Here is a 19553-nt window from a genome sequence, read left to right on the forward strand (position 1 = left end):
TTGCGCTCCGGTCGGGGCGCAACGGGGCACGGCGTCCCGGTCAGCCGTAGATCCGGGCGTAGAGGTCCTGGATCTGCTCGGCGGTCGGGACGACGGGGTTGTTGGCGGGGGAGCCGGACGCCAGGGCCTGCTCGGCCATGAGGGGCGTCAGCCGCTTCCAGGCGGCCTCGTCGACGCCGTACACGCGGGGCGTGGGGACCTCCAGGTCCCGGCAGAGGACGCGGAGCGCGTCCACGAGCTTGTCGGCTGCCGCGTCGTCGGAGTCCGCGGCGGTCGCCGCGCCCAGCGCGCGGGCGCAGTCGGCGTACCGGCCGGGCGCCGCGGACACGGAGAAGGCGGTCACCGCGGGGAACAGCATCGCGTTGGACAGGCCGTGCGCGACGTGGAAATGGGCGCCGATCGGGCGGCTCATGCCGTGCACGAGGGCGACGCTGGAGTTCGAGAAGGCGATGCCGGCCTGGGTCGCGGCGAGCATCATCGCCCCGCGGGCCACGGCGTCGGAGCCGTCCGCGTAGGCGCGGCGCAGGTGGCGGCCGATGGTGCCGATCGCCGTGAGGGCGAGGCTGTCGGAGAAGGGGTTGGCCTTGCGGCTCACGTACGCCTCGACGGCGTGGGTGAGCGCGTCGATGCCGGTGTCGGCGGTCAGCCGGGGCGGCATCGACATGGTCAGCTCCACGTCGACCACCGCGGCGAGCGGCAGGAACGCCGGGCCCAGGCAGAGCATCTTCTCGTCGGTGGCGCTGTCGGTGATGATGGTGAACTGGGTCGCCTCCGATCCGCTGCCGGCGGTGGTGGGGACCGCGATCACCGGCAGCGCCGGCCCGACGTTGACGCGCGGCGCCTTGAAGTCGCGCATGTGGCCGCCCTGGACCCCGAGCAGGGCGAGGGCCTTGGCGGTGTCCATGGGGCTGCCGCCGCCGAAGCCGATGACCGAGTCCGCCTCGTGCTCGTCCAACGCCTTCACCCCCGCGGCCAGCGAGGCGGTCGTCGGGTCGGGCACGGTGTCGGAGAACACCCGCGGATGCAGACCGGCCTTGTGCAGAGTGGCCGTCAGGCGCTCCGCCGCGCCCGTCCCGACCAGGAACGCGTCCGTGACGACGAGGGGGCGGTTCAGCCCCAGCCCGAGGATGACGTCGCCCAACTCCTCGGCGGCACCCGGGCCGACGCGCAGGATCCGGGGCAGGGAAAGGCTGGCAACCATGGAGAACCTCTCGACGGTGGGGGAGGGTGGGTGGGCGCTCCGCCCGGCGCGGGTTCGACTGTGACGCCCGCGTGTTGTGCGTTCAATCGTCAATCGCGCAGACCTGGTGTGCAGAAATGCAGATACGCTGGCCGGGTGCACCCCCGTTCCGGCCCGGTCGGCGAGGATCCGGCCCCACCGCCGCAGCCGGACCGCGGCGGGCTCGACCCGCGCAGGCTCCGCGCGGACGACCTCCGCTACCTGCTGGCCGTCGCCCGCACCGGGCGCCTGGTGGCGGCGGCCGACGCGCTCGGCGTGGACCACACCACGGTGTCCCGCCGCATCACCGCGCTGGAGCGCAGCCTCGGCGTGCGGCTGATGGAACGCGGCACCGAGGGCTGGGCCCTGACGGAGGCCGGAAAGGCCGTCGCCCAGGGCGCCCGCGCGATCGAGGACGCCCTCGTCCACGTCGTCGACGCGGTGTCCGGTCAGGACGCGCCGTCCCTCCACGGCACCGTCCGGGTGAGCGCCCCGGACGGCTTCGGCACCCTCGTCGTCACCCCGGCACTGGCCCGGCTGCGCCGGCACCACCCCGGACTTCAGGTCGAACTCATCACGGCGACAAGGCAGTTGACCCTGCGCCCGGCCGGCTTCGACCTCGCCCTGGCGATCGGCAGGCCGCCCAGGAGCCGGTTGGTGACCGAGCACCTCACCGACTACGCGCTGGGCCTGTACGCCAGCGAGGAGTACCTCGCGCGCTGCGGGTCCCCCGGGACGGTCGCCGACCTGCGGGACCACGCGCTGGTGTTCTACATCGAGTCGATGCTGCAGGTCGGCGACCTCGACATCGAACGCCATCTGCCGGGTGTCACCCCCGCGTTCTCCTCCACGAACGTCTTCGCACAGCTCGAAGCCACCCGCCTGGGGTCCGGCATCGGCGTGCTGCCGGCCTTCCTCACCGGTCGGGCCGGGCTGCGGCGGCTGCTGGCCGACGAGGTCGACATCCGCCTGCCGATCACGCTGGCCGTCCGGCGGGAGGCGGTCACCCACCCCGCCGTACGGGCGGTGCGCGACGCCCTGCACCAGGAGGTCGCCGACCGCCGCGCCGAACTGCTTCCGGAGTAGCCGGGCCCGGCCGGGTGGTCCGGACGGCATCGGGGGCCGCGGCGTGTGCACGCCGCGGCCCCCGCTTGCTGTCGTCGGGTCAGGAGGTGGTGAGGGCGGTGTCGTCGAGCACGAAGCTGGTCTGGAGGGAGGAGTCCTCGGTGCCGGTGAACTTGACGGTGACGGTCTGGCCGGCGAACGCGGACAGGTCGTAGCTGTGCACGGTGTAGCCGGCGGCCGCGTTGAGGTTGCTGAAGGTCGCCAGGGCGGTGGAGCCGGCCTGGACGGTCAGCTTGTCGTACTGGGTGGAGGTGGTGCTCTCCGCGGTGTCGATGTGCAGGTAGAAGCTCAGCGTGGCCCTGCAGCCGGCCGGCACGGTGACCGACTGGCTCAGCGTGTCGGTGTGGGTGCTGCCGTAGCCGTCGAGCCAGGCCTTCCAGCTGCCGCCGTGCGCGGGTTCACCGCTGGAGTTGTCGATCACGCCCGAGCTGGCAGTCCAGGGCGAGGCGCTGCCGGTCTCGAAGCCGGGGTTGCCCAGCAGCTGGGTGCCGGTGCAGCCGCCGCCCGTGCCGGTGACGGTCCAACCGAAGGTGGTGGAGCCGCTGGCGCCGGTGCCGTCGGTGGCGGTGACCGTCACGGTGGAGCTGCCCGCGGTGGTCGCGGTGCCGGTGATCAGGCCGGTGGAGGCGTTGATGGACAGCCCGGCCGGCAGGCCGCTCGCACCGTAGCTCAGGCTCTGGCCGGTGGCCGAGTCGGTGGCGTGGATCTGCAGGCTGGCCGAGGAGCCCTGGGCGGTGCTCTGGCTGCCCGGGTTGGTGACGGTGACGGTGTTGCCGCCGGTGCTGCCCGAGGTGAAGGCGGCGGTGCCGTTGGGGGTGCCGAGCCCGGTCGGGCCGTCGTAGCCGGCGCCGGCGGTGCACAGGTAGGACGGCGAGCAGCTGCCGTTGGCGCCGCTGGTCACGTCGAACAGGGAGCCCGTGTGCGCGTACGGGTAGGAGGCCGGGGCGGTGCCGGAGGCCGGGGCGCCGGCGAGGGCGTAGACCGCGGCGATGATCGGGGAGGAGGCGCTGGTGCCGCCGTAGACGTTCCAGCCGGAGCCGCCGTAGGTCTGGTAGACCGCGACGCCGGTCGCCGGGTCGGCGACGGCCGAGACGTCGGCGACGGTGCGCTTGCCGCAGCCGGAGTCGTGCTGCCAGCTGGGCTTGGCGTCGTAGGCGGAGCAGCCGGCGCCGGCGCCGTCACCGCCCGAGCTGCTGCCCCACACCGACTCGCTCCAACCACGGCTGTTGGAGGCGTGGTTGAGGCTGGTGCCGCCGACCGCGGTGACGTACTGCGAGGCCGCCGGGTACTCGACGCCGTAGCCGGAGTCACCGGAGGAGACGGTGATCGCGACGCCCGGGTGGTTGAAGTAGTTGGCGTCGGAGGTCGGGTCGGTGGTGTCCTCGGACCCGCCGTAGCTGTTGGAGACGTACTTGGCGCCCATCGAGACGGCCGTGTTGACCGCGGCGCCCAGGTTGTCCATGGAGGCGTCGTCGGACTCGACCAGCAGGATGTGGCAGTTGGGGCAGACCGCGCTGACCATGTCGACGTCGAGCGAGATCTCCCCGGCCCAGCCGCTGTCGGCGGTCGGGTAGCTGGTGCCGCCGCGCTGGTCGACCTTCTTGAAGCAGCCGGTCGCGGTGGTGCACGCCGGCAGGTTGTACTGCGAGCGGTAGGTGGCGAGGTCGGACTCGGCGTTGGGGTCGTCCTGGGCGTCCACGATGGCGACGGTGGCGCCGGAGCCGGCCGAGGCGGGGAGCTTGTACGCCGAGGCGAGGTCGCTCGGGCCGTACCCGGACGGGTTGATGTCCGGGGCCAGCGTCAGGTGCTGGGCCAGGTCGGTGCGGACGAGGGCCAGGCAGGCCATCTCGCCGGGGTGGCTCGGGGCGGCACAGACCCGCTTGGTGGCGGCGCCGACCGTGGGCGCGGCGCTCTGGGCGTTCGCAGTCGGCGCGGCGATCGCGAGCAGACCGGTCGCGGCCATGGCCATGGCCGGCAGGGCGGCGAGCAACCTGCGCGCCCTGGGCGGGCGCAGGCTGCTGCTGGGGGAGTGGGAGCGCAAGAGTCGACCCTCCGTGGGGGACGAGGGCGCGGCCGGTGCCGGCAACGGGGTGTTCGCCGGTACGGGGTCGGGCCCGTGCTGACGGATCGCGGCATGTGCTCGCCGGCCCCGGCGGTGGCCGCGGACCGGCGTGGTGCTTGCGCTGTACGGGAGGTGGGGGATGGCCCCGGAATGCGGCATGTCATGCGCATGCCATCGAAGGTGGCATCGGGGGGCCGCACCGCAGGCGTTCCTTGTCGCACGGTGTCGCCCCGAGGTTACTGACGGGTCTTCCGACGCCTCAAGGCGTCGCGCGCAGCCTTTACCGGGCTTTGTCCATGAATTGCCCAGCGAATGAAGCGAGTTGACACCCGCTCCTCAGTGGTCACGCAGGCCCTGCGACGATTCCCGTCCGTGGGGCGCGTTCGCGACGGTGCGGGGCTGCGACCGCGGTGGTGACCCTCGGGTGCCGCCGATCCGGCGGGCCTGGCGCCCGGTGTGCGTGTGCGCCGCACGGCGAGCCCCGCTGCCGTTGCCCCTGTGGGGTGATCGGCGCGGGTCGATACCCCCGGACGGTGTGTCAGAAGGAGCGCGGGCCACCCCCAGGCCATAACTAGATCATATGCCTGGCTGGAAATCGTCCTTCTGTGCGGCTGTCGCCGGCCTGGTGCTGGCCGGCTCGGTCGCCGGTCAGCCACTGGCCAACGCATTCGCCGGCCTCGGTGAGTCGGAGGCCGGGCAGTTGGAGCTGTCCGTGACCGTCGACGGCCGATCAGGCACCCCCGTGGTGAAGGCCGGCGACCAGGTGCGGGTGAGCTACCAGCTGCGCAACGACGGCGTGTCCCCGGTGACCGACGTGCGGATCGCCGACACCCTCGCTCCCGGGGCCGAGCCACACTGCCAGGACGGCGAGGCAGGAAGCATCCCCCGACTCCACCCGGTCGCCACCATCGTCTGCACGGCGACCCTGCACGCCCTGCCCGGTGAACACCAGGGCCTGGTCACCGCCCACTGGGCGACGGCCTACGGCCACCGCGCCCTCTCCCGTACGGTGCACTCGGGCTACACCGGCGTGGAGGCCAACCCGGCACCACCCTCCGGCGCGGGTGCACAGGCTCCGGGCGCACCGCCCCCAGGAGCGACGACGCCGGGCGCGAGCGGGTCTGCGCCGGGAGCTCCGGGAGTTCCGGGAGCGGCTGGAATGGCTGGAGTACCTGCGTGCGGAGTCGGGGCCCCAGCACCCGAGGCTCCCCCGGGCGGAGCAGGGGAGCCTGGTGGTCCTGTGCCCGGTGGTTCTGTGCCTGGTGGCGCTGCGCCGGGTGGTCCTGTACCTGGCGGTCCGGCGCCTGGTGGCGCTGTGCCTGGTGGTTCTGTACCGGGTGGTCCTGTACCTGGCGGTCCGGCGCCTGCTGGCGCTGTGCCGGGCGGTCCTGTGCCCGGTGGTTCTGTGCCTGGCGGTCCGGCGCCGGGCGGCCCTGCAGGCGGAGCGAGGGTACCTGTAGGCGGGGGCCTCGTCCCCGGGGCTCCTGTACCCGCACCACCCGCAGCCGGGGCACCTGCACCCAGTGCACCTGCGCCCAGCGCACCTGTGCCCGGGGCCGCTGCTCCTGGAGCGCCCGCGGGCGGGGCTGCCGCCCCGGAGTCGCTGCGCCCGGGGTTCCGGCTCCTGTACCTGGAGCATCCGCGGGCGTTCCGGGGGCAGCCGGTGCAGCCCCTGCTCCTGGAACATCGACGGGCGGGGTAGTCGGCGCCGGAGTTCCCGCAGTCGGGGCCCGTGCACCCGGGTCGCCTGCATCCGGGTCCCCCTCGGGCGGACCGAGAGCACCGAGGACCGGCGCTTCCGGTGCCGGGACGCCGGGCAACGGGCACAAATCCGGGCAGGCCTCACCGAGTGGCGTCGGCGGCGCGTCGTCCACGACACCGACCCCCTCCGGCTCCCCGGGGCCACTGGCAGGGGGGAACCACGTGTCGTCACCCCTTCTGCACTCGGGACGGTTCGGCCACGGCACGCCCCCGCTGCTGCACGGATTTCTTCTGTTCTTCCTGCTCCTGTTCGTTCCTGCGACGGCCGCCGCAGCCATCGCATGGCGTCGCCGGAGGCTGCGGCGCCGGACCGACCCGACCTCGGGAGCGCCATGGAACACGTGATCGCCGTGATCGGCATCGTCGTCGGGTTCGTCGTGGTGGCCGGCGGCGCTGTCCTGCTGAACGGCCGTAGGGCGAGGCGCTCGGCGCGGGAAGGCATGGTGCGCGACGACACCGCCGAGTACCTGACGATGATGGTCGGCGTGTTGTACGCCTTGGTGCTGGGCCTTGCGCTGGTGACGGTGTGGGAGGCGAAGTCGGACGCCGACACCAACATCAGCGCCGAGGCGGGGGCACTGCACCAGACCTATCTGCTCGCCGACGGGCTGCCACCGGCCGCTGCCCAGCGGGCCCGCGCGGCGGCCGACACCTACGCCGCCTACGTCCGGAACGACGAGTGGCCCCTGATGGAGCAGGGCAAGCCGCTGGGCACGCGTGGCTGGACGCTCCTGCGCGACGTACAGAACGCCTGGACGTCCTTCGAACCCGCCACCAATGCCCAACAGCAGGTCGACCAGCTGGCGTTCGGGCAGATCTCGGTCGCCTACCAGGCGCGCCACGGCCGTGAGGCGGACGGGAGGCGGGGCATGTCGGGCGTCATGTGGTTCGGCCTGCTCGCCGGCGGCGCACTCACCCTGGGCCTGATGTTCCTCTTCGGCATCGAGCGCACCGGTACGCATCTCGTCCTGGCCATGGGCTTCACCAGTCTCATCGCCTTCATGGTCGTCCTCGTCTACGCCCTGAACTCTCCCTTCGGGGGCCCGCTCGGCCTGAGTCCCGTGCCGTTCGCCGATGTCGCTGTCGGAGGCTGACCGGGGGCCGGCGGGTTCGGCGTCGGCGGTCGCTCCCCCTGGTGTTTCGGCGTGACGTCAGTAACATGAGCCTTCCTCATATTCACGCCCGGGAGGCTGATGTGCCGGACCGCTACGACCTGCCGCCGGGGTTCCGCTGGGGTGCCGCCACCGCCGCCTACCAGATCGAGGGGGCGGTGGACGAGGACGGGCGCGGCCCCTCCGTGTGGGACGCCTTCGTCGCCCGGCCCGGGGCCGTGCGCGACGGGCACACGGGGGCGGTGGCCTGCGACCACTACCACCGCTATCCCGAGGACATCGAGCTGATGCGCGGCCTCGGCCTCGACGGCTACCGCTTCTCCATCGCCTGGCCCCGCATCCAGCCCACCGGCGCGGGTGCCGTGAACCCCGCCGGCCTCGCCTTCTACGACCGCCTCGTCGACGCCCTCCTCGACGCCGGCATCACCCCGCTGCCCACGCTCTTCCACTGGGACCTCCCGCAGGCCCTCGAAGACCGTGGCGGCTGGCTCCACCGCGACACCGCGTACCGCTTCGCCGAGTACGCCACCGTCATGGCCGACCGCCTCAGCGACCGCATCCCCACCTGGATCACCCTCAACGAGCCCTTCGTCCACACGGTGTTCGGCTACGCCCTGGGCACCCACGCCCCCGGCCGCGCCCTGATGTTCGAGGCGCTCCCCGCGGCCCACCACCAGCTCCTCGGCCACGGCCTGGCCGCCGCCGCCCTCCACGAGCGCGGTCTCGCGGTCATGCTCTCCAACAACCTCACCCCCGTGCAGCCGGCCTCCGCCTCGGAACCCGACCTGGCCGCCGCCGCGGCCTACGACACTCTCCACAACCGCCTGTTCACCGACCCCGTCCTCCTCGGCCGCTACCCCGACCTCTCCGGCCTGGGCGTCCCCGACGACATCTACGGCGCCGTCCGTCCCGGCGACCTGGAGCTCATCCACACCCCCGGCCTCGACAGCCTCGGCGTCAACTACTACAACCCCACCCGCATCGCCGCCCCCGCCGACCCGGCCCTCCCCTTCGACCTCGTCGACATCCCCGACGTCCCCCACACCGCCTTCGGCTGGCCCGTCGTCCCCGACGGCCTCACCCGCCTCCTCCTCGACCTCCGCGGCACCTACGGAAAGGCCCTCCCACCCCTCACCATCACCGAGAACGGCTGCTCCGTCGACGAGACCGCCACCCCCGACCACCCCCGCATCGACTACCTCGCCACCCACCTCGACGCCCTCGCCCAGGCCGTCGCCGAAGGCGTCGACGTCCGCGGCTACTACACCTGGTCTCTCCTCGACAACTTCGAATGGGCCGAAGCCCGTCGAACGTACTGTCATTCGACGGCTGCGCCCAGTCGCGGTCCTCCCGGAGGATCCGGTCCATGCCCGCGTACCACCACGAACCACCGATGCAGCACCCGTCGACAGACCCGGCCGAGTGGCCGGAGATCGACCTCTACCTCCGCAAGTCCAAGGTCGTCCGGGACGGCGACAAGCGGGACATCACGTCCATCCGTGCCCAGGAGTCCGAGGGCCGTGAGTGGGCAGCGCGGAACCACTACTGCGTCCGGAAGGTCTGGGTCGACAATCTCTCCGCCTGGTCGGACATCGCCCGCCCCGGATTCGACAACGCCCTCGCGGCCGTTCTCGACGACCAGGTGCCCGCCCTCTGGTGCTTCGCGCTCGATCGCTTCACCCGCAAGGGCATCGACGACATCGGACCGGTGCTGGGCAAGGCCCGGGTCATCTTCCACTGGGAGCGGCTCGACAGCTCCGACCCCAACGACCGCCGATGGATCATCGACCGGGCGGAGCAGGCGCGGGAGTACTCGGAGCGACTCAGCTACAACATCAGGGTCACCAAGAAGAACCAGCTCAAGAACGGCCAGTGGTCGAGCCGCCCTCCCTACGGCACCGAGGCCACCAAAGACCGCAAGCTGACGAACGGGACGCTCTGGCCGGTCGTCCTGCACATCTTCCGGAGCCTCGCCGACGGCATCAGCGCACGCTTGCTCTGCAAGGCGCTGAACTCCGGGCCGAGTCCCGTCCTCTCACCCTCGGGCGGCGAATGGGGTGTGTCGACGATCTCCTACATGATCCACAATCCTCTCTACGAGGGCTGGCAGACGATCAAGCACCCCAACGACCCGCGAACCCCCATCCCGTACCGGGACGAGAACGGGGAGCGCGTGCGGGTGTGGGTCGACGGTTCCGATCCGATCCCGAACGAACTCGCCGTTCGTGCGCGGCAGATGCTCACCGCTGGCAACTTCCCGAACCGTGAGTCCGTGGACAACCGGAAGCAGCACCTGCTCACCGACACCACCCGGTGCGCCGGCTGCCGCGGCGCCGCGTCGGCCGACGGCCGGAACCACCTCTGCAACCGCCACAAGGCCGGCCAGAACTGCCTCGCGCCGGTTTCCGCCAGTCGAAAGCTTCTGGAGGACTGGGTGGTCGAGGCCTGGTTCTCCAGGCTGAACGGTGCCGACATCGACGACCCCCTGCTGGTCATCGCCGCAGAGCGGTGGACCGGCTACCAGCAGCCGGAGAACGCCGCGAAGCTCGCCGACGCGGTCGCCGGCCTCGCGTCCGCCGAGGGCACCGTCCGCCGCCTGGCCAAGCAGCAGGCCGACGGGTTCTTCGACCCGCCCTTCGATGCCCACCTCCCCAAGCTGCAGGCAGAGGCCCGGGCAGCTCTGCTCACCGCGAAGGAGAAGGTGGCCGCCGCCACCCCCAAGCAACTCGACGTCACCTGGCTGCTGGAGGACGCGAGCATCCGCAAGGCCTGGAACGGCGCCGGCCACGAGCTCCGAAGGGAGCTGATCAGGCTCCTCGTACGACGTGTGGTCGTCTCCAAGGGGCACCGAGGAGTTCCGTTCGACGGTGAGTCCCGCATCGAGATCCACTGGCTCGACGAGCCGGACCCATGGGCTGACACGCCTGAGCCAGCAGTGGTGGGAAGCCGCTGAAGCAGTCCCACGCAGTGGTTGGGCCCGGGCAGGCCGAGACATCGAACTGCCTGGGCTCTTCGTCTTCCGGGAGTTGGGCACCGTACCGATGACGTCCGGCCGCAACAAGTCGCCTCCGCTGCGGACCATGGAGGAGCCCTGTTCCTTGGACTCCCGGAGGCCGCATTGTCCTCAGCAGCCACCATCCACCCCGCGACCTCTGCTGCGTGCGACGAGGCACACCTCCGCGATCCGAGTGCTGGAGCGGCAGTAGGTAGGTTCCACCTGGGCGGACCCTCACAGAGGACGCTATCTGGAGGAGGCGGTTGGTTCGTCTCCACGACATCGGAGGAAGTGGCAGGAGCTCTGACTCGGATGCTGGACCTGTCGCCCGACACGAGTTCTGCGAGTAGTGGAGTGATTCATGAAATCGACACCCACCGAACCGAGTTCCCCATAGTGCTCGATGGGCCTCAGTCTCTTTCCCTCGGGATGGTCATGAGGGGGCGCAGCGGAATGCAGATCTGCGGCGCGACTCACGTGCCGGAGGCGGCAGCTCTCGCAGGAGTCACGTGCGGTTGTCCGCTCACTTGGGGCGAACGACGTGCGCTGTCCCGCGCTGGGCGCGGGCCGAAGCCAGCGATCGCTGTGAGGTTCAGGTTGGTCGAGGAGCCGGCGCTTGGGAACTTCGACCTCCTGTCCTCCTCATGGGCGCTGATGGAGGATGCTCACGTCGTGGCCCCAGCTCTGGGCACGAAGGGCAGCCCGACGACAGCCGTCCTACGCGTTGATCAGCTCGCCGTTACTACCGCGGATGGCGTGGAGGTCATCGGCCGTCGTCCCAGTATCCAGCTATCACGTCGCTGAATGTGATTCTCAGTCCTCGACCCGCAGGAACCGTGCAGGTTCCCAGGTGTAGAGCCGCCAGGTGCCCCCGTCGAGCGGGACCGGCATGGGGCCGCCTGATTCGTCCTCGCGGATCCACCTCAGGCCGATGAGCTTGGACTTGCCGTCGGCTCGGTAGTCCAATCGCAGATGCTAGCCACCTGGAGGCCGACCGACCAGGAGTTTGTTCGGCCGGGCCGGGCGGGATCGGGGACTGCTCCTCAGGTCCGTTGGGAGGCTCAAACCACGCACCCCCGGATCATCGCCACGAGCGGCGGTGCGTCCGGGTTCGGCTGGACCTCGTTGACGGCCGAGTAGCCCCAGGACTCGTACAGAGCCAGCACCTTGCCGTCGCCGGCGGCCGGGTTCACCATCAGGGTGATCCGCTTCTCGGGGCGGTTGCCTGCGAGGCCCTCGTGGATGCGGCGGGCGGCCCCCGTGCCGCGCCACGGTGCGCGGACGCCCAGTTCCTTGAGTGCGAACACCGGGTCGGCGATGAGGTCGGGGGCCATCGGCTTGGACATCCGGGTCCACCAGCGGTCGCCGGAGCGGATGGTGTTGCCGTAGGCGTAGCCGATCGGCTCGTCCCCGTCGTAGCCGATGACGGCTTCGAAGCCGGGCTCGCCGCTGTGGCGGTCGAGACGCTCGGCGAACGTGGCGACGGCGTAGTTGGGGAGGTGGAGCAGTGGCGCCCGGACGTCCGCGTACAGGTCGAGCAGCGTCCGGCGCGCGAGGGGGGTCAGCTCGGTGAAGTGGCGCAGGTCCGGCTCCGTCACGCGGATGTCCTTCGATTGTCGTGAGTGTACTGGTCCCAGAGTTGCGCATGGGGGCTGTTCGGCGCCACGTCCAGCAGGGCGGAGCCGAAGCGGTCGAGCATGCCGGCGACCCGCGGGTGCGCGGCCAGCCCTGCCGGGACGGCCATGGCGGTGGTGACGGCGGGTTCGAGGTCGCCCTGGCCGAGTTGGGCACGGGCCAGTCGGGCGTTGGTGATGGCACGGCTTCGCTGCATGTGGGGACGGAGCAGGCCGAGGCTCCGGTGAGCGTGGAACTCGGCGTCCTCGTAGCGGCCGAGCGCCAGGTGGGCGGCGAGCGCGAGGGAGTCCAGCTCTGCCTGGTCGTAGTGCGCGGCCAGCCAGACCGGGCGGACGTCGCTGGTGCCCGCCCGGTCGAGTGCGTCCTGGGCACGGCCGACGGACCGGCGGACGGCGTTCACGTCACCGGTCAGGCCGTGGATCGCGGCATGTCGAGCGTGGCCGAGGGAGGCGAAGAGAGGATCGCGGCGGGCGATGGGGAGGTTGCGGGCGGCATCGTTGGCCGCGAGGGCTTCGTTCGGCTTGCGCAGGTGCCGGTAGAGGCTGCCGGCGTGGGACCAGATGCGGAACTGGATGGCGGCATCCCCGGACATCGCGGCCAGGCTCGCGGCTCGCTCGTGGTGGCGCAGTGCGGTGTCGAAACGTCGGCCGTCGATGGCGGCCCACAGGGCGGACGACATGAAGGACGCGGCGCAACCGAAGAGCGCGGCGCGGACACGTTGGCTGGCAGCTCCGCGCTGCTGGAGATCGAGGGCCTCGTCGGCGAGTGCTTCCGCGCGCGCTTCGATGCTGAGCCTTCCCCCGTGCCGGTGGTCGCTGGCGATCACATCGGCGAACCGGGTGTTGAGCCGCTCCACGTCGCTGTGGCCGACCCTGCGAGGCGCTGCCGCGGCGGCGGAGCCGACCGCGACGGCGGTTCCGGTCACGGCGGTCATGAAAGATCGTCGCTTCACATCATCCTCCGGGTGCGGGCGATGGCCTCCCTCGGGTTGGACGAACCCGAGGTCTGGACCAGTACACCCGAATACTGCCCGGAGTGCTTCCCGGTGTTTGACCGGCGGCCAGCTGGTCTTACCTGTAAGCCAGTTGTAGACCGTCCGCTCCGATACGGTGCCCGGCTTTCCTGTCAGCCGGCCGATCTCCAGGTTGACGCGATGGGCCAACTCGGCCTGGGTCAGGCCGGGATCGTCCATGAATCGGCGAAGTACGAGGTTGTCCGCCATGTGCACAAAGTAGCGCCGCAACTACCAGGGTGCAGGTTTTCGAGTAATGGAAAGGTCAAGTTTTCCGGTCGCCCGCGAGTACGGGCCGCCGAGTTCTTCCTGACCATCGGCGCTCCGGGGGTCGTTGACTGGAGGAAGCCGTCCGGAGCCCCGTCGATCAGCGGACCTGGGCGCGCGTTCCTGCGGCACCAACTCAGACTGCACTCAGGAGACTTCATGAACGATCGCCACGGCGTGGAACGCCGCGGACTGAAGAGGGTCGTCGTGACCGGAGCGGCCGGCTTCATCGGCTCGCACGTGGTCGACGCACTCCTCGCCGAAGGCGTCACCGTCGTCGGTGTGGACCGCCGCGATCCCGGGGTCGATCCGGTGGCGACGGCCAACCTCGCGGTCGCCCGGGGCTGCCCGGACTTCACCTTTGTCGTCGCCGACCTGAGGACCTGCCCGCTCGCGGCGCTGTTCCTCCAGGCCGACGCTGTCTTCCACTTCGCCGGCCTGCCGGGGGTGCGCGGGTCCTGGGGCGAGCGGTTCGCCGAGTACACCGCCTGCAACGTGTTCGCGACCGAGCGGGTGCTGGCCGCCTGCGAGGAGGTCCGGGTTCCGCGACTGGTCTACGCCTCGTCGTCCAGCGTGTACGGCAGCATCCTCGAAGGCGCGTCCGGCGAGAAGCGGACGCCGACGCCGGAGTCGCCCTACGCGGTCAGCAAACTGGCCGGCGAGCAGCTGTGCCTCGCTCACGCGGGCAAGGCCTCGTCGGTGGTCACCGCGGTGGCGCTGCGGTTGTTCACCGTCTACGGCCCGCGTCAGCGGCCGGACATGCTGATCGGCCGCGCACTCGTGGCGGCGCTCGGAGGTCCGGCCCTGAACTTGTACGGGAGCGGTGACCAGCGCCGGGACTTCACGTACGTCGGCGACGTCGTCCGGGCCGCCATCGCTGCCGCGACTGCCGGGATCGGGAGCACCGTGCTCAACATCGGCGCGGGTGTCAGCACCAGCGTGCTCGATGTCCTGGCCGCGATCGAGGAGCTGACCGGACACCCCGTGCGGGTCAACCGGTTGTCGGCCGAGGCCGGCGATGTGGACGCCACCCTCGCGGACCGCTCCCGGGCCGGTGAACTCCTGGGATGGAAGCCCCGCACCGCCCTGGTCCAGGGCATCTCCCGGCAGCTCGCCCACCTCACGGCCAACTCCCCGCAGCTCGCGAACGCCTGAACGGTCCCGTCCCGACGTCGAACGGAGTCACTGTGTTCGTCACCGCCGCCGACAGCGCGAACGCGCTGTTCACCCGTGCCGGCAAGGCCATCCTGAGCCAGGGCCGCAGTGTCGCGCCGCGCGGCATGGCCACGGCCGAGCTCATGGGCGCCTACCTCAAGCTGACCGACCCCACCGCCCGGCTCGTCCACCTGGACCCGTACCGGGTGCTCAACCCGGCGTTCGCCGCCGCCGAGACGGTCTGGATCCTCTCCGGTTCCAACGCCGACTGGATCCACGACTTCAACAGCCGCCTCGCCGCCCTCACCGACCACGGCGCACTCCAGGGCGCCTACGGGCCGCGGCTGCGGCGCTGGCACGGGCAGCTGGACCAGCTCGACTACGTCCGGTGCCAGTTGACCCGTGACAGCGAGAGCCGTCGGGCCGTCGTGCAGATCTTCGACCCCGGCAGGGACACCGCCGGCCACAAGGACGTCCCCTGCACCCTCGGCTACCGCTTCTACCTGCGCGCAGGCCGCCTGGAGATGCACACCAGCATGCGAAGCCAGGACGTCTGGCTCGGCCTCCCGTACGACCTGATCACCACTACCGTCCTGCACGAGCTGATGGCCGGCTGGCTCGGCGTCGAGGTCGGCCACTACCACCACCACGTCGACTCCCTGCATCTGTACGCCCAGCACCAGGAAACCGCCTGGCAGTTGCCCGCCGAGGAGGAGGCCTCGCGACGGTGGCAGCCGGTCGGCATCCCGTGGGACGACTTCGACCCGGTGCTGAAGCAGGTGATGGTGGGCGAGGCCGTCGGCCATCCGGTCTGGGACGGCTTCGCCGCGGTCCTGGCCAGCTACCGGCTCTGGAAGAACGGTCGGTACGACGACGCCCGAGCCCGGGCCTCTAAGGCGAGCGGCCCACTGCCCGAGGCGATGGGGCTCTGGTACGACCAGCGCGAGCAGAAGGTCCCGCTCGCCCCGATGCCGGCGCCGGCGATCCCGGCGAAGAGGTGACGGCGATGACCGCGAACCGCAGCACCGTGCTGGGCCTGTGCTCCTACACCCACGACTCGGCGGCCGCCCTGGTCGTCGACGGAGAGCTCGTCGGCTTCGTCGAGGAGGAGCGGCTCAGCGGCGTCAAGCACGACAAGCGCTTCCCGGCACGGGCCGTGGAATGGCTCCTGGACGAAGCCGGCCTGGCCCGCGCGGACGTCGACACCGTCGCGTACAACTTCGCGCCGCAGCTCTATCTGAGGGCGGTCCCGGCCGCACTCGCCCACGCCGTGCGGCCGGCGTCCTCGGCCAGGGCGTTGCCGCGGGCCCGCTCGTTCGCCAGGGTCGCGGCCAACACCCGAGGGCGTCTGGCACGCCTGGCCGGAGCCTTCCCGACCGCCTCCGTGCAGCCGGTCCTCCACCACCGGACCCACGGGCTGTACGCCTTCGCCGCCTCCGGTTACGAGGATGCCGCCGTACTGGTGGTGGACAGCCTGGGGGAGGTGCAGGCCACCACGATCGGGCATGCCCGACGGGGTGCGACCGGCTGCTCGTACCGGATCGTCCACGCCCAGGACGACCCGGCGTCGCTCGGCTACGTCTACGGTGCGGTCACCGAGCACCTGGGTTGGCGGCGGGGCGACGAGGAGGGCACCGTCATGGCGCTGGCCGCCCTCGGCGATCCCCAGCGCTTCCGGGCCCTGTTCGCCAAGGCCGTCCGGCTCACCACCGACGGCTTCGCCCTCGACCACCGGCTGATCGGGTTGCGGGTCATGGACAGCCGCTTCCCACGGCTGACGGCTGCCTTCACGGCGCTCACCTGCCCGCCCCGACGGCCGGGTGAGGACGTCGATCCCGTACACGCGGACCTCGCAGCCGGCCTCCAGGAGCGCACGGAGCAGGTGATGCTGCACCTGGCGCGGATCGCCCGCGAGCGGACGGGCGCCCGGCTGCTGTGCGTCGGCGGGGGAGTCGCGATGAACTGCGTCAGCATCGGAAAGATCATCGCTTCCGGGCTGTTCGACGAGGTCGCCGTCCCGCCTGCCCCGGGCGACTCCGGCACGGCGATCGGCGCCGCGGCCGCCGTACACCTCGCCCGGCACCGGAACCTTCCGGCCGGACTGGCCCGGTCCTGCTACCTCGGGCCGGCTTTCCCCGGTGTGGAGCTGCAGTCCGTGCCGCTCCCCGGCATGACTGCCCGACGGCTGCTCGATCCGGCCGGACACGTCGCCGGCGAGCTTGCCCGGGGGACGATCGTCGGGCTCTTCCAGGGGAGCGGGGAGGCCGGGCCGCGCGCGCTCGGGAATCGTTCGATCCTCGCGTCGCCGCTGCGGGAGGGCGTTGTGGAGCGGCTCAACGCCACCGTGAAGTTCCGGGAGCCGTTCCGCCCGTTCGCGCCGGTCGTGCTGGCCGACCGGGCTGACGACTACTTCACCCTCGGCCAGGATGCGCCGTTCATGTCGATGGCCTCGCCGGTCACCGACCTGGCCCGCGAACTGATCCCGGCCGTCGTCCACGCCAATGGGACCGCTCGGGTGCAGACGCTGGCGTCCAGGGACAACCTGCTCCTCGCCCGGATCCTGGCGGCCTTCGCCGAGATCACCGGCGTGCCCGTGCTGATCAACACCTCCTTGAACGTCAAGGGCAAGCCGATGTGCGGCACCCCGGAGATGGCGCTCGACTGCCTGGCCGAGTCCGGGCTGGACGCGCTCCTGATCGAGGACTGGTGGGTGACCAAGACATGAGGATCGGTTACAGCTTCTGGGGCTTCCTCGGCTCCGGCGTCACCGACACTCCGGACGGAGGACGCAGCCACCGCCGCACCCTGCTGGACGGGCTCACCGTCCGCGGCCACGAGATCGTCCTCCTGCAGGCCGACCGAGACCTGCTGGAGGCCGGCACCGACCTCTCCACCAGCTACGAGTGGGACGGCGGCCTGCCCGAGATCGACGCGCTGTTCCTGGAATGGCGCTGGCCGATTTCGGGGCGCAATACCACCCGATGCGGCAGCGAAGGGCACACCTGCGACCTCCATCGGCAGCAGGAACTCCTCGACCACTACACCCACCACCACGGCGTCCGTACGCTGATCTGGGACAAGGACCGGCAGTTGCCCGCAGACAGCTCGCTCCGGGCCCTCGGCCACGTGCAGGTCTGCGAAGCGGCCCTGCACCCCTCGCGGGGAACCGAGAGCCTGCTGTTCCCGGTCGACGACGACGCGCTCGACCGGGCCCACCCTGCGGCACTCGCCGCCCACGGGCGTCCCGTGCCGCTGGTGTACATCGGCAACCAGTACGACCGGGACGTTGCCTTCGACCGGTACTTCTCCCCGGCCGCAGCCCGGCTGCCGCACCGGGTGGCCGGGAAATGGACCGACACCGCCCGATGGCCGGACGTGAACTTCACCGGACGTATCCCCTTCGACGAGGTCGCCCCGCTCTACGCGGCCTCGGTGTCCACCGTATTGCTCGCCCCGGCGCGGTACGCCCGAAGCGGCCAGTTCACCCAGCGGATCTTCGAGTCCGTCCTCGCCGGTTGCCTGCCACTGGCACCGGCCACCCTCCGGGGTGCCGAGGCGGTCGTGCCGCGGGAGCTGGTCGTCACCAGCGGCCCCGACGTACTGGCCAAGGTCACCGCGCTCACTCGCATCACCGGCAGCCAGGCCCACGCCGACCTGATCGCCCGCTGCATCGACGGACTCGACCGGTTCCGCCTCACCCGCCAACTGCGCACCTTGGATCGCGTGCTGAGCGGTACGCCGGCCGTGCTCCCACCGACGGAAGGAAACCGCACGTGAACCAGCTCCCTCCTGTACTCCCCGGCATCCAGCGGGTCGAGAAGCTCTACCTGGAGCTGCTCTTCCGTTGCGACTTCTCCTGCACCACCTGCTACCACGGCGAGGACCTCAAGCGGCCCGACACCGTCACCGTCGACCAGGCCGCCGCCGCCCTCACCTACTTCCTCGCCCGCTACGACTGCCGCGACGTGTGCCTGCTGGGCGGGGAGCCCCTGCTCTTCGAGGGCCTGCCGACCGTCCTGGCCGTCGCCAAGTCGCTCGGCTACCGCACTGAGATCTGCACCAACGGCTACAAGCGGCGGGCCTTCCTCGCCCGCGCCGCCGAGCACCTCGACATGCTGCGGGTCTCGCTCGACGGCGGCACCGCCGAGGCCCACGACCGGATCCGACGCCCGGGCTCCTTCGACGCCGCCTTCGACACCCTCACCTGGGCCCTCGGCCGGAACCTCCCCTTCGGCGCGACCTGCACGCTCACCGGGGAGAACATCACGACCGTCCCGGCGCTCGCCGAGCGGCTGCGCGACCTCGGCGCCCGCGACCTGCTGCTGCACCGCGTCCGTCCGGTCGGCAACGCCGCCACCAGCGGAGTCACCACCGTCACCTGGGAGCAGACCCAGGACCTCCACGAACGGCTGACCACCATGGACCTGGGTGGGATGAAGGTCAACACCGACATCCTGCTGCCCGAACGGTGCCCGCCCCCCAGCGACGTCGTGGAGAAGCTGGAGATCGCGCCCGACGGGCGGGTCTACCTGTCCTGCGCCGAGGTCGCCGGCCCCGGCCGGGAGGTCCGCTTCGACTTCGACCGGGCCGTCCTGGTCCCCGTCGAGGCGCGGTGAGCGAGTCGGCGCACCCCGGCTGGGGCCCGGCCGGTGCCCGAGTGCGACCCGGTCGATCACCCGGCTCGGTAGCCTGTAGCGGCATGGACAGGATCGCCATCATCGGCTGCGGCGGCAGCGGCAAGACCACTGTCGGACGCCAGCTCGCCGCCAAGATCAACGCCCCCGTCACCCACCTCGACGGCGTTTACTACGACTCCGACTGGAACACCTTGCTGCCGGAGAAGTTCGCGGCGATCCAGGAGGAACTGGTCGCCGAACCGCGTTGGGTGATCGACGGGAACTTCGCCTCGACCCTCCCCATCCGCCTCAAGCGAGCCGACACCGTCGTCTTCCTCGACATCCCCCCGATCGTCTGCCTCTGGGGGATCCTGCAGCGCCGACGCCGCTACCGCGGTGGCCAGCACACCGAGCAGGGCGTCTTCGACCGCATCCACTGGGGCTTCATCCGCTACGTCCTCGGCTACCGGCGCCAGATGCGGCCCAAGGTCCGCGCCCTGATCGCCGAGCACGCCGGCCACGCCCGTGTCGTCACCCTCACCAGCCGCCGGGCCGCCCGCCGCTTCGTCGAGGGCGTGCCTCCTCGAACATGAT

The 19553-nt window shown here is 71.3% G+C and carries 15 protein-coding genes and 1 pseudogene; 11 read left to right on the forward strand and 5 right to left on the reverse strand.

Annotation, left to right across the window (positions count from 1 at the left end):
* Positions 1-40: 40 nt before the first annotated feature.
* Entirely contained in the window at positions 41-1201 is a 1161-nt protein-coding gene (locus tag ACZ7KX_RS17440; RefSeq protein ID WP_470327165.1) for an iron-containing alcohol dehydrogenase, read from the reverse strand.
* Between the two features lie 135 nt (positions 1202-1336).
* On the opposite strand from ACZ7KX_RS17440, the gene ACZ7KX_RS17445 reads away from it, so the two are divergent.
* Positions 1337-2305: a LysR family transcriptional regulator gene (locus tag ACZ7KX_RS17445; RefSeq protein ID WP_470327166.1), complete on the forward strand. Its 969-nt coding sequence runs from the start codon at positions 1337-1339 to the stop codon at positions 2303-2305.
* Between the two features lie 79 nt (positions 2306-2384).
* Here the strand turns inward: ACZ7KX_RS17445 and ACZ7KX_RS17450 are convergent, their stop codons facing one another.
* Positions 2385-4313 carry a putative Ig domain-containing protein gene (locus ACZ7KX_RS17450; RefSeq protein ID WP_470327268.1) on the reverse strand — a complete coding sequence of 643 codons (1929 nt, stop codon included), beginning with the start codon at positions 4311-4313 and terminating at the stop codon, positions 2385-2387.
* 1157 nt (positions 4314-5470) lie between these two features.
* On the opposite strand from ACZ7KX_RS17450, the gene ACZ7KX_RS17455 reads away from it, so the two are divergent.
* The 4 genes and pseudogenes from ACZ7KX_RS17455 (at position 5471) to ACZ7KX_RS17470 (ending at position 10232) form a co-directional block, all read left to right on the forward strand.
* Entirely contained in the window at positions 5471-5866 is a 396-nt protein-coding gene (locus ACZ7KX_RS17455) for a hypothetical protein (protein WP_470327167.1), read from the forward strand.
* A 633-nt stretch (positions 5867-6499) separates the two neighbouring features.
* A complete protein-coding gene (locus ACZ7KX_RS17460) occupies positions 6500-7261 on the forward strand; it encodes a bestrophin-like domain (protein WP_470327168.1) in 762 nt (253 codons plus the stop codon).
* Between the two features lie 65 nt (positions 7262-7326).
* Positions 7327-8580 (forward strand): annotated as a pseudogene (locus tag ACZ7KX_RS17465) (GH1 family beta-glucosidase); the annotation flags it as partial.
* A 65-nt stretch (positions 8581-8645) separates the two neighbouring features.
* Positions 8646-10232: a recombinase family protein gene (locus ACZ7KX_RS17470; protein ID WP_470327169.1), complete on the forward strand. Its 1587-nt coding sequence runs from the start codon at positions 8646-8648 to the stop codon at positions 10230-10232.
* A gap of 855 nt (positions 10233-11087) precedes the next feature.
* Here ACZ7KX_RS17470 and ACZ7KX_RS17475 read toward each other — a convergent pair.
* The 3 genes from ACZ7KX_RS17475 to ACZ7KX_RS17485 all read right to left on the reverse strand — a co-directional run bounded on the left by ACZ7KX_RS17475 (position 11088) and on the right by ACZ7KX_RS17485 (position 13131).
* Entirely contained in the window at positions 11088-11240 is a 153-nt protein-coding gene (locus tag ACZ7KX_RS17475; protein WP_470327170.1) for a hypothetical protein, read from the reverse strand.
* A gap of 95 nt (positions 11241-11335) precedes the next feature.
* Entirely contained in the window at positions 11336-11872 is a 537-nt protein-coding gene (locus ACZ7KX_RS17480) for a GNAT family N-acetyltransferase (protein WP_470327171.1), read from the reverse strand.
* A complete protein-coding gene (locus ACZ7KX_RS17485) occupies positions 11869-13131 on the reverse strand; it encodes a helix-turn-helix domain-containing protein (protein ID WP_470327172.1) in 1263 nt (420 codons plus the stop codon). Before ACZ7KX_RS17485 ends, ACZ7KX_RS17480 begins: the two co-directional genes overlap by 4 nt.
* A gap of 216 nt (positions 13132-13347) precedes the next feature.
* Here ACZ7KX_RS17485 and ACZ7KX_RS17490 point away from each other — a divergent pair, with 216 nt between their 5' ends.
* From ACZ7KX_RS17490 to ACZ7KX_RS17515, 6 genes are all read left to right on the forward strand, one after another.
* Complete coding sequence (locus tag ACZ7KX_RS17490) at positions 13348-14343, forward strand: NAD-dependent epimerase/dehydratase family protein (RefSeq protein WP_470327173.1); 996 nt, start codon at positions 13348-13350, stop codon at positions 14341-14343.
* 32 nt (positions 14344-14375) lie between these two features.
* Positions 14376-15344, forward strand: coding sequence for a thymidylate synthase (locus tag ACZ7KX_RS17495; protein WP_470327174.1), 969 nt, complete (start codon positions 14376-14378; stop codon positions 15342-15344).
* Between the two features lie 5 nt (positions 15345-15349).
* Positions 15350-17068 carry a carbamoyltransferase family protein gene (locus ACZ7KX_RS17500; protein ID WP_470327175.1) on the forward strand — a complete coding sequence of 573 codons (1719 nt, stop codon included), beginning with the start codon at positions 15350-15352 and terminating at the stop codon, positions 17066-17068.
* Complete coding sequence (locus ACZ7KX_RS17505; protein ID WP_470327176.1) at positions 17065-18120, forward strand: glycosyltransferase family protein; 1056 nt, start codon at positions 17065-17067, stop codon at positions 18118-18120. Before ACZ7KX_RS17500 ends, ACZ7KX_RS17505 begins: the two co-directional genes overlap by 4 nt.
* On the forward strand, positions 18117-18959 hold the full coding sequence (locus ACZ7KX_RS17510; protein ID WP_470327177.1) for a radical SAM protein: 843 nt from the start codon (positions 18117-18119) through the stop codon (positions 18957-18959). Before ACZ7KX_RS17505 ends, ACZ7KX_RS17510 begins: the two co-directional genes overlap by 4 nt.
* Before the next feature lie 83 nt (positions 18960-19042).
* Positions 19043-19552 carry a P-loop NTPase family protein gene (locus ACZ7KX_RS17515; protein WP_380390594.1) on the forward strand — a complete coding sequence of 170 codons (510 nt, stop codon included), beginning with the start codon at positions 19043-19045 and terminating at the stop codon, positions 19550-19552.
* Position 19553 lies beyond the last annotated feature (1 nt).

Source organism: Kitasatospora sp. NPDC038210 (assembly GCF_055600605.1).

Coding starts and splice junctions, on each gene's coding strand:
- ACZ7KX_RS17470 (WP_470327169.1), top strand. CDS start 8,646: ATGCCCGCGTACCACCACGAACCACCGATGCAGCACCCGTCGACAGAC.
- ACZ7KX_RS17440 (WP_470327165.1), bottom strand. CDS start 1,201: ATGGTTGCCAGCCTTTCCCTGCCCCGGATCCTGCGCGTCGGCCCGGGT.
- ACZ7KX_RS17490 (WP_470327173.1), top strand. CDS start 13,348: ATGAACGATCGCCACGGCGTGGAACGCCGCGGACTGAAGAGGGTCGTC.
- ACZ7KX_RS17500 (WP_470327175.1), top strand. CDS start 15,350: ATGACCGCGAACCGCAGCACCGTGCTGGGCCTGTGCTCCTACACCCAC.
- ACZ7KX_RS17515 (WP_380390594.1), top strand. CDS start 19,043: ATGGACAGGATCGCCATCATCGGCTGCGGCGGCAGCGGCAAGACCACT.
- ACZ7KX_RS17485 (WP_470327172.1), bottom strand. CDS start 13,131: ATGGCGGACAACCTCGTACTTCGCCGATTCATGGACGATCCCGGCCTG.
- ACZ7KX_RS17505 (WP_470327176.1), top strand. CDS start 17,065: ATGAGGATCGGTTACAGCTTCTGGGGCTTCCTCGGCTCCGGCGTCACC.
- ACZ7KX_RS17460 (WP_470327168.1), top strand. CDS start 6,500: ATGGAACACGTGATCGCCGTGATCGGCATCGTCGTCGGGTTCGTCGTG.
- ACZ7KX_RS17450 (WP_470327268.1), bottom strand. CDS start 4,313: ATGGCCATGGCCGCGACCGGTCTGCTCGCGATCGCCGCGCCGACTGCG.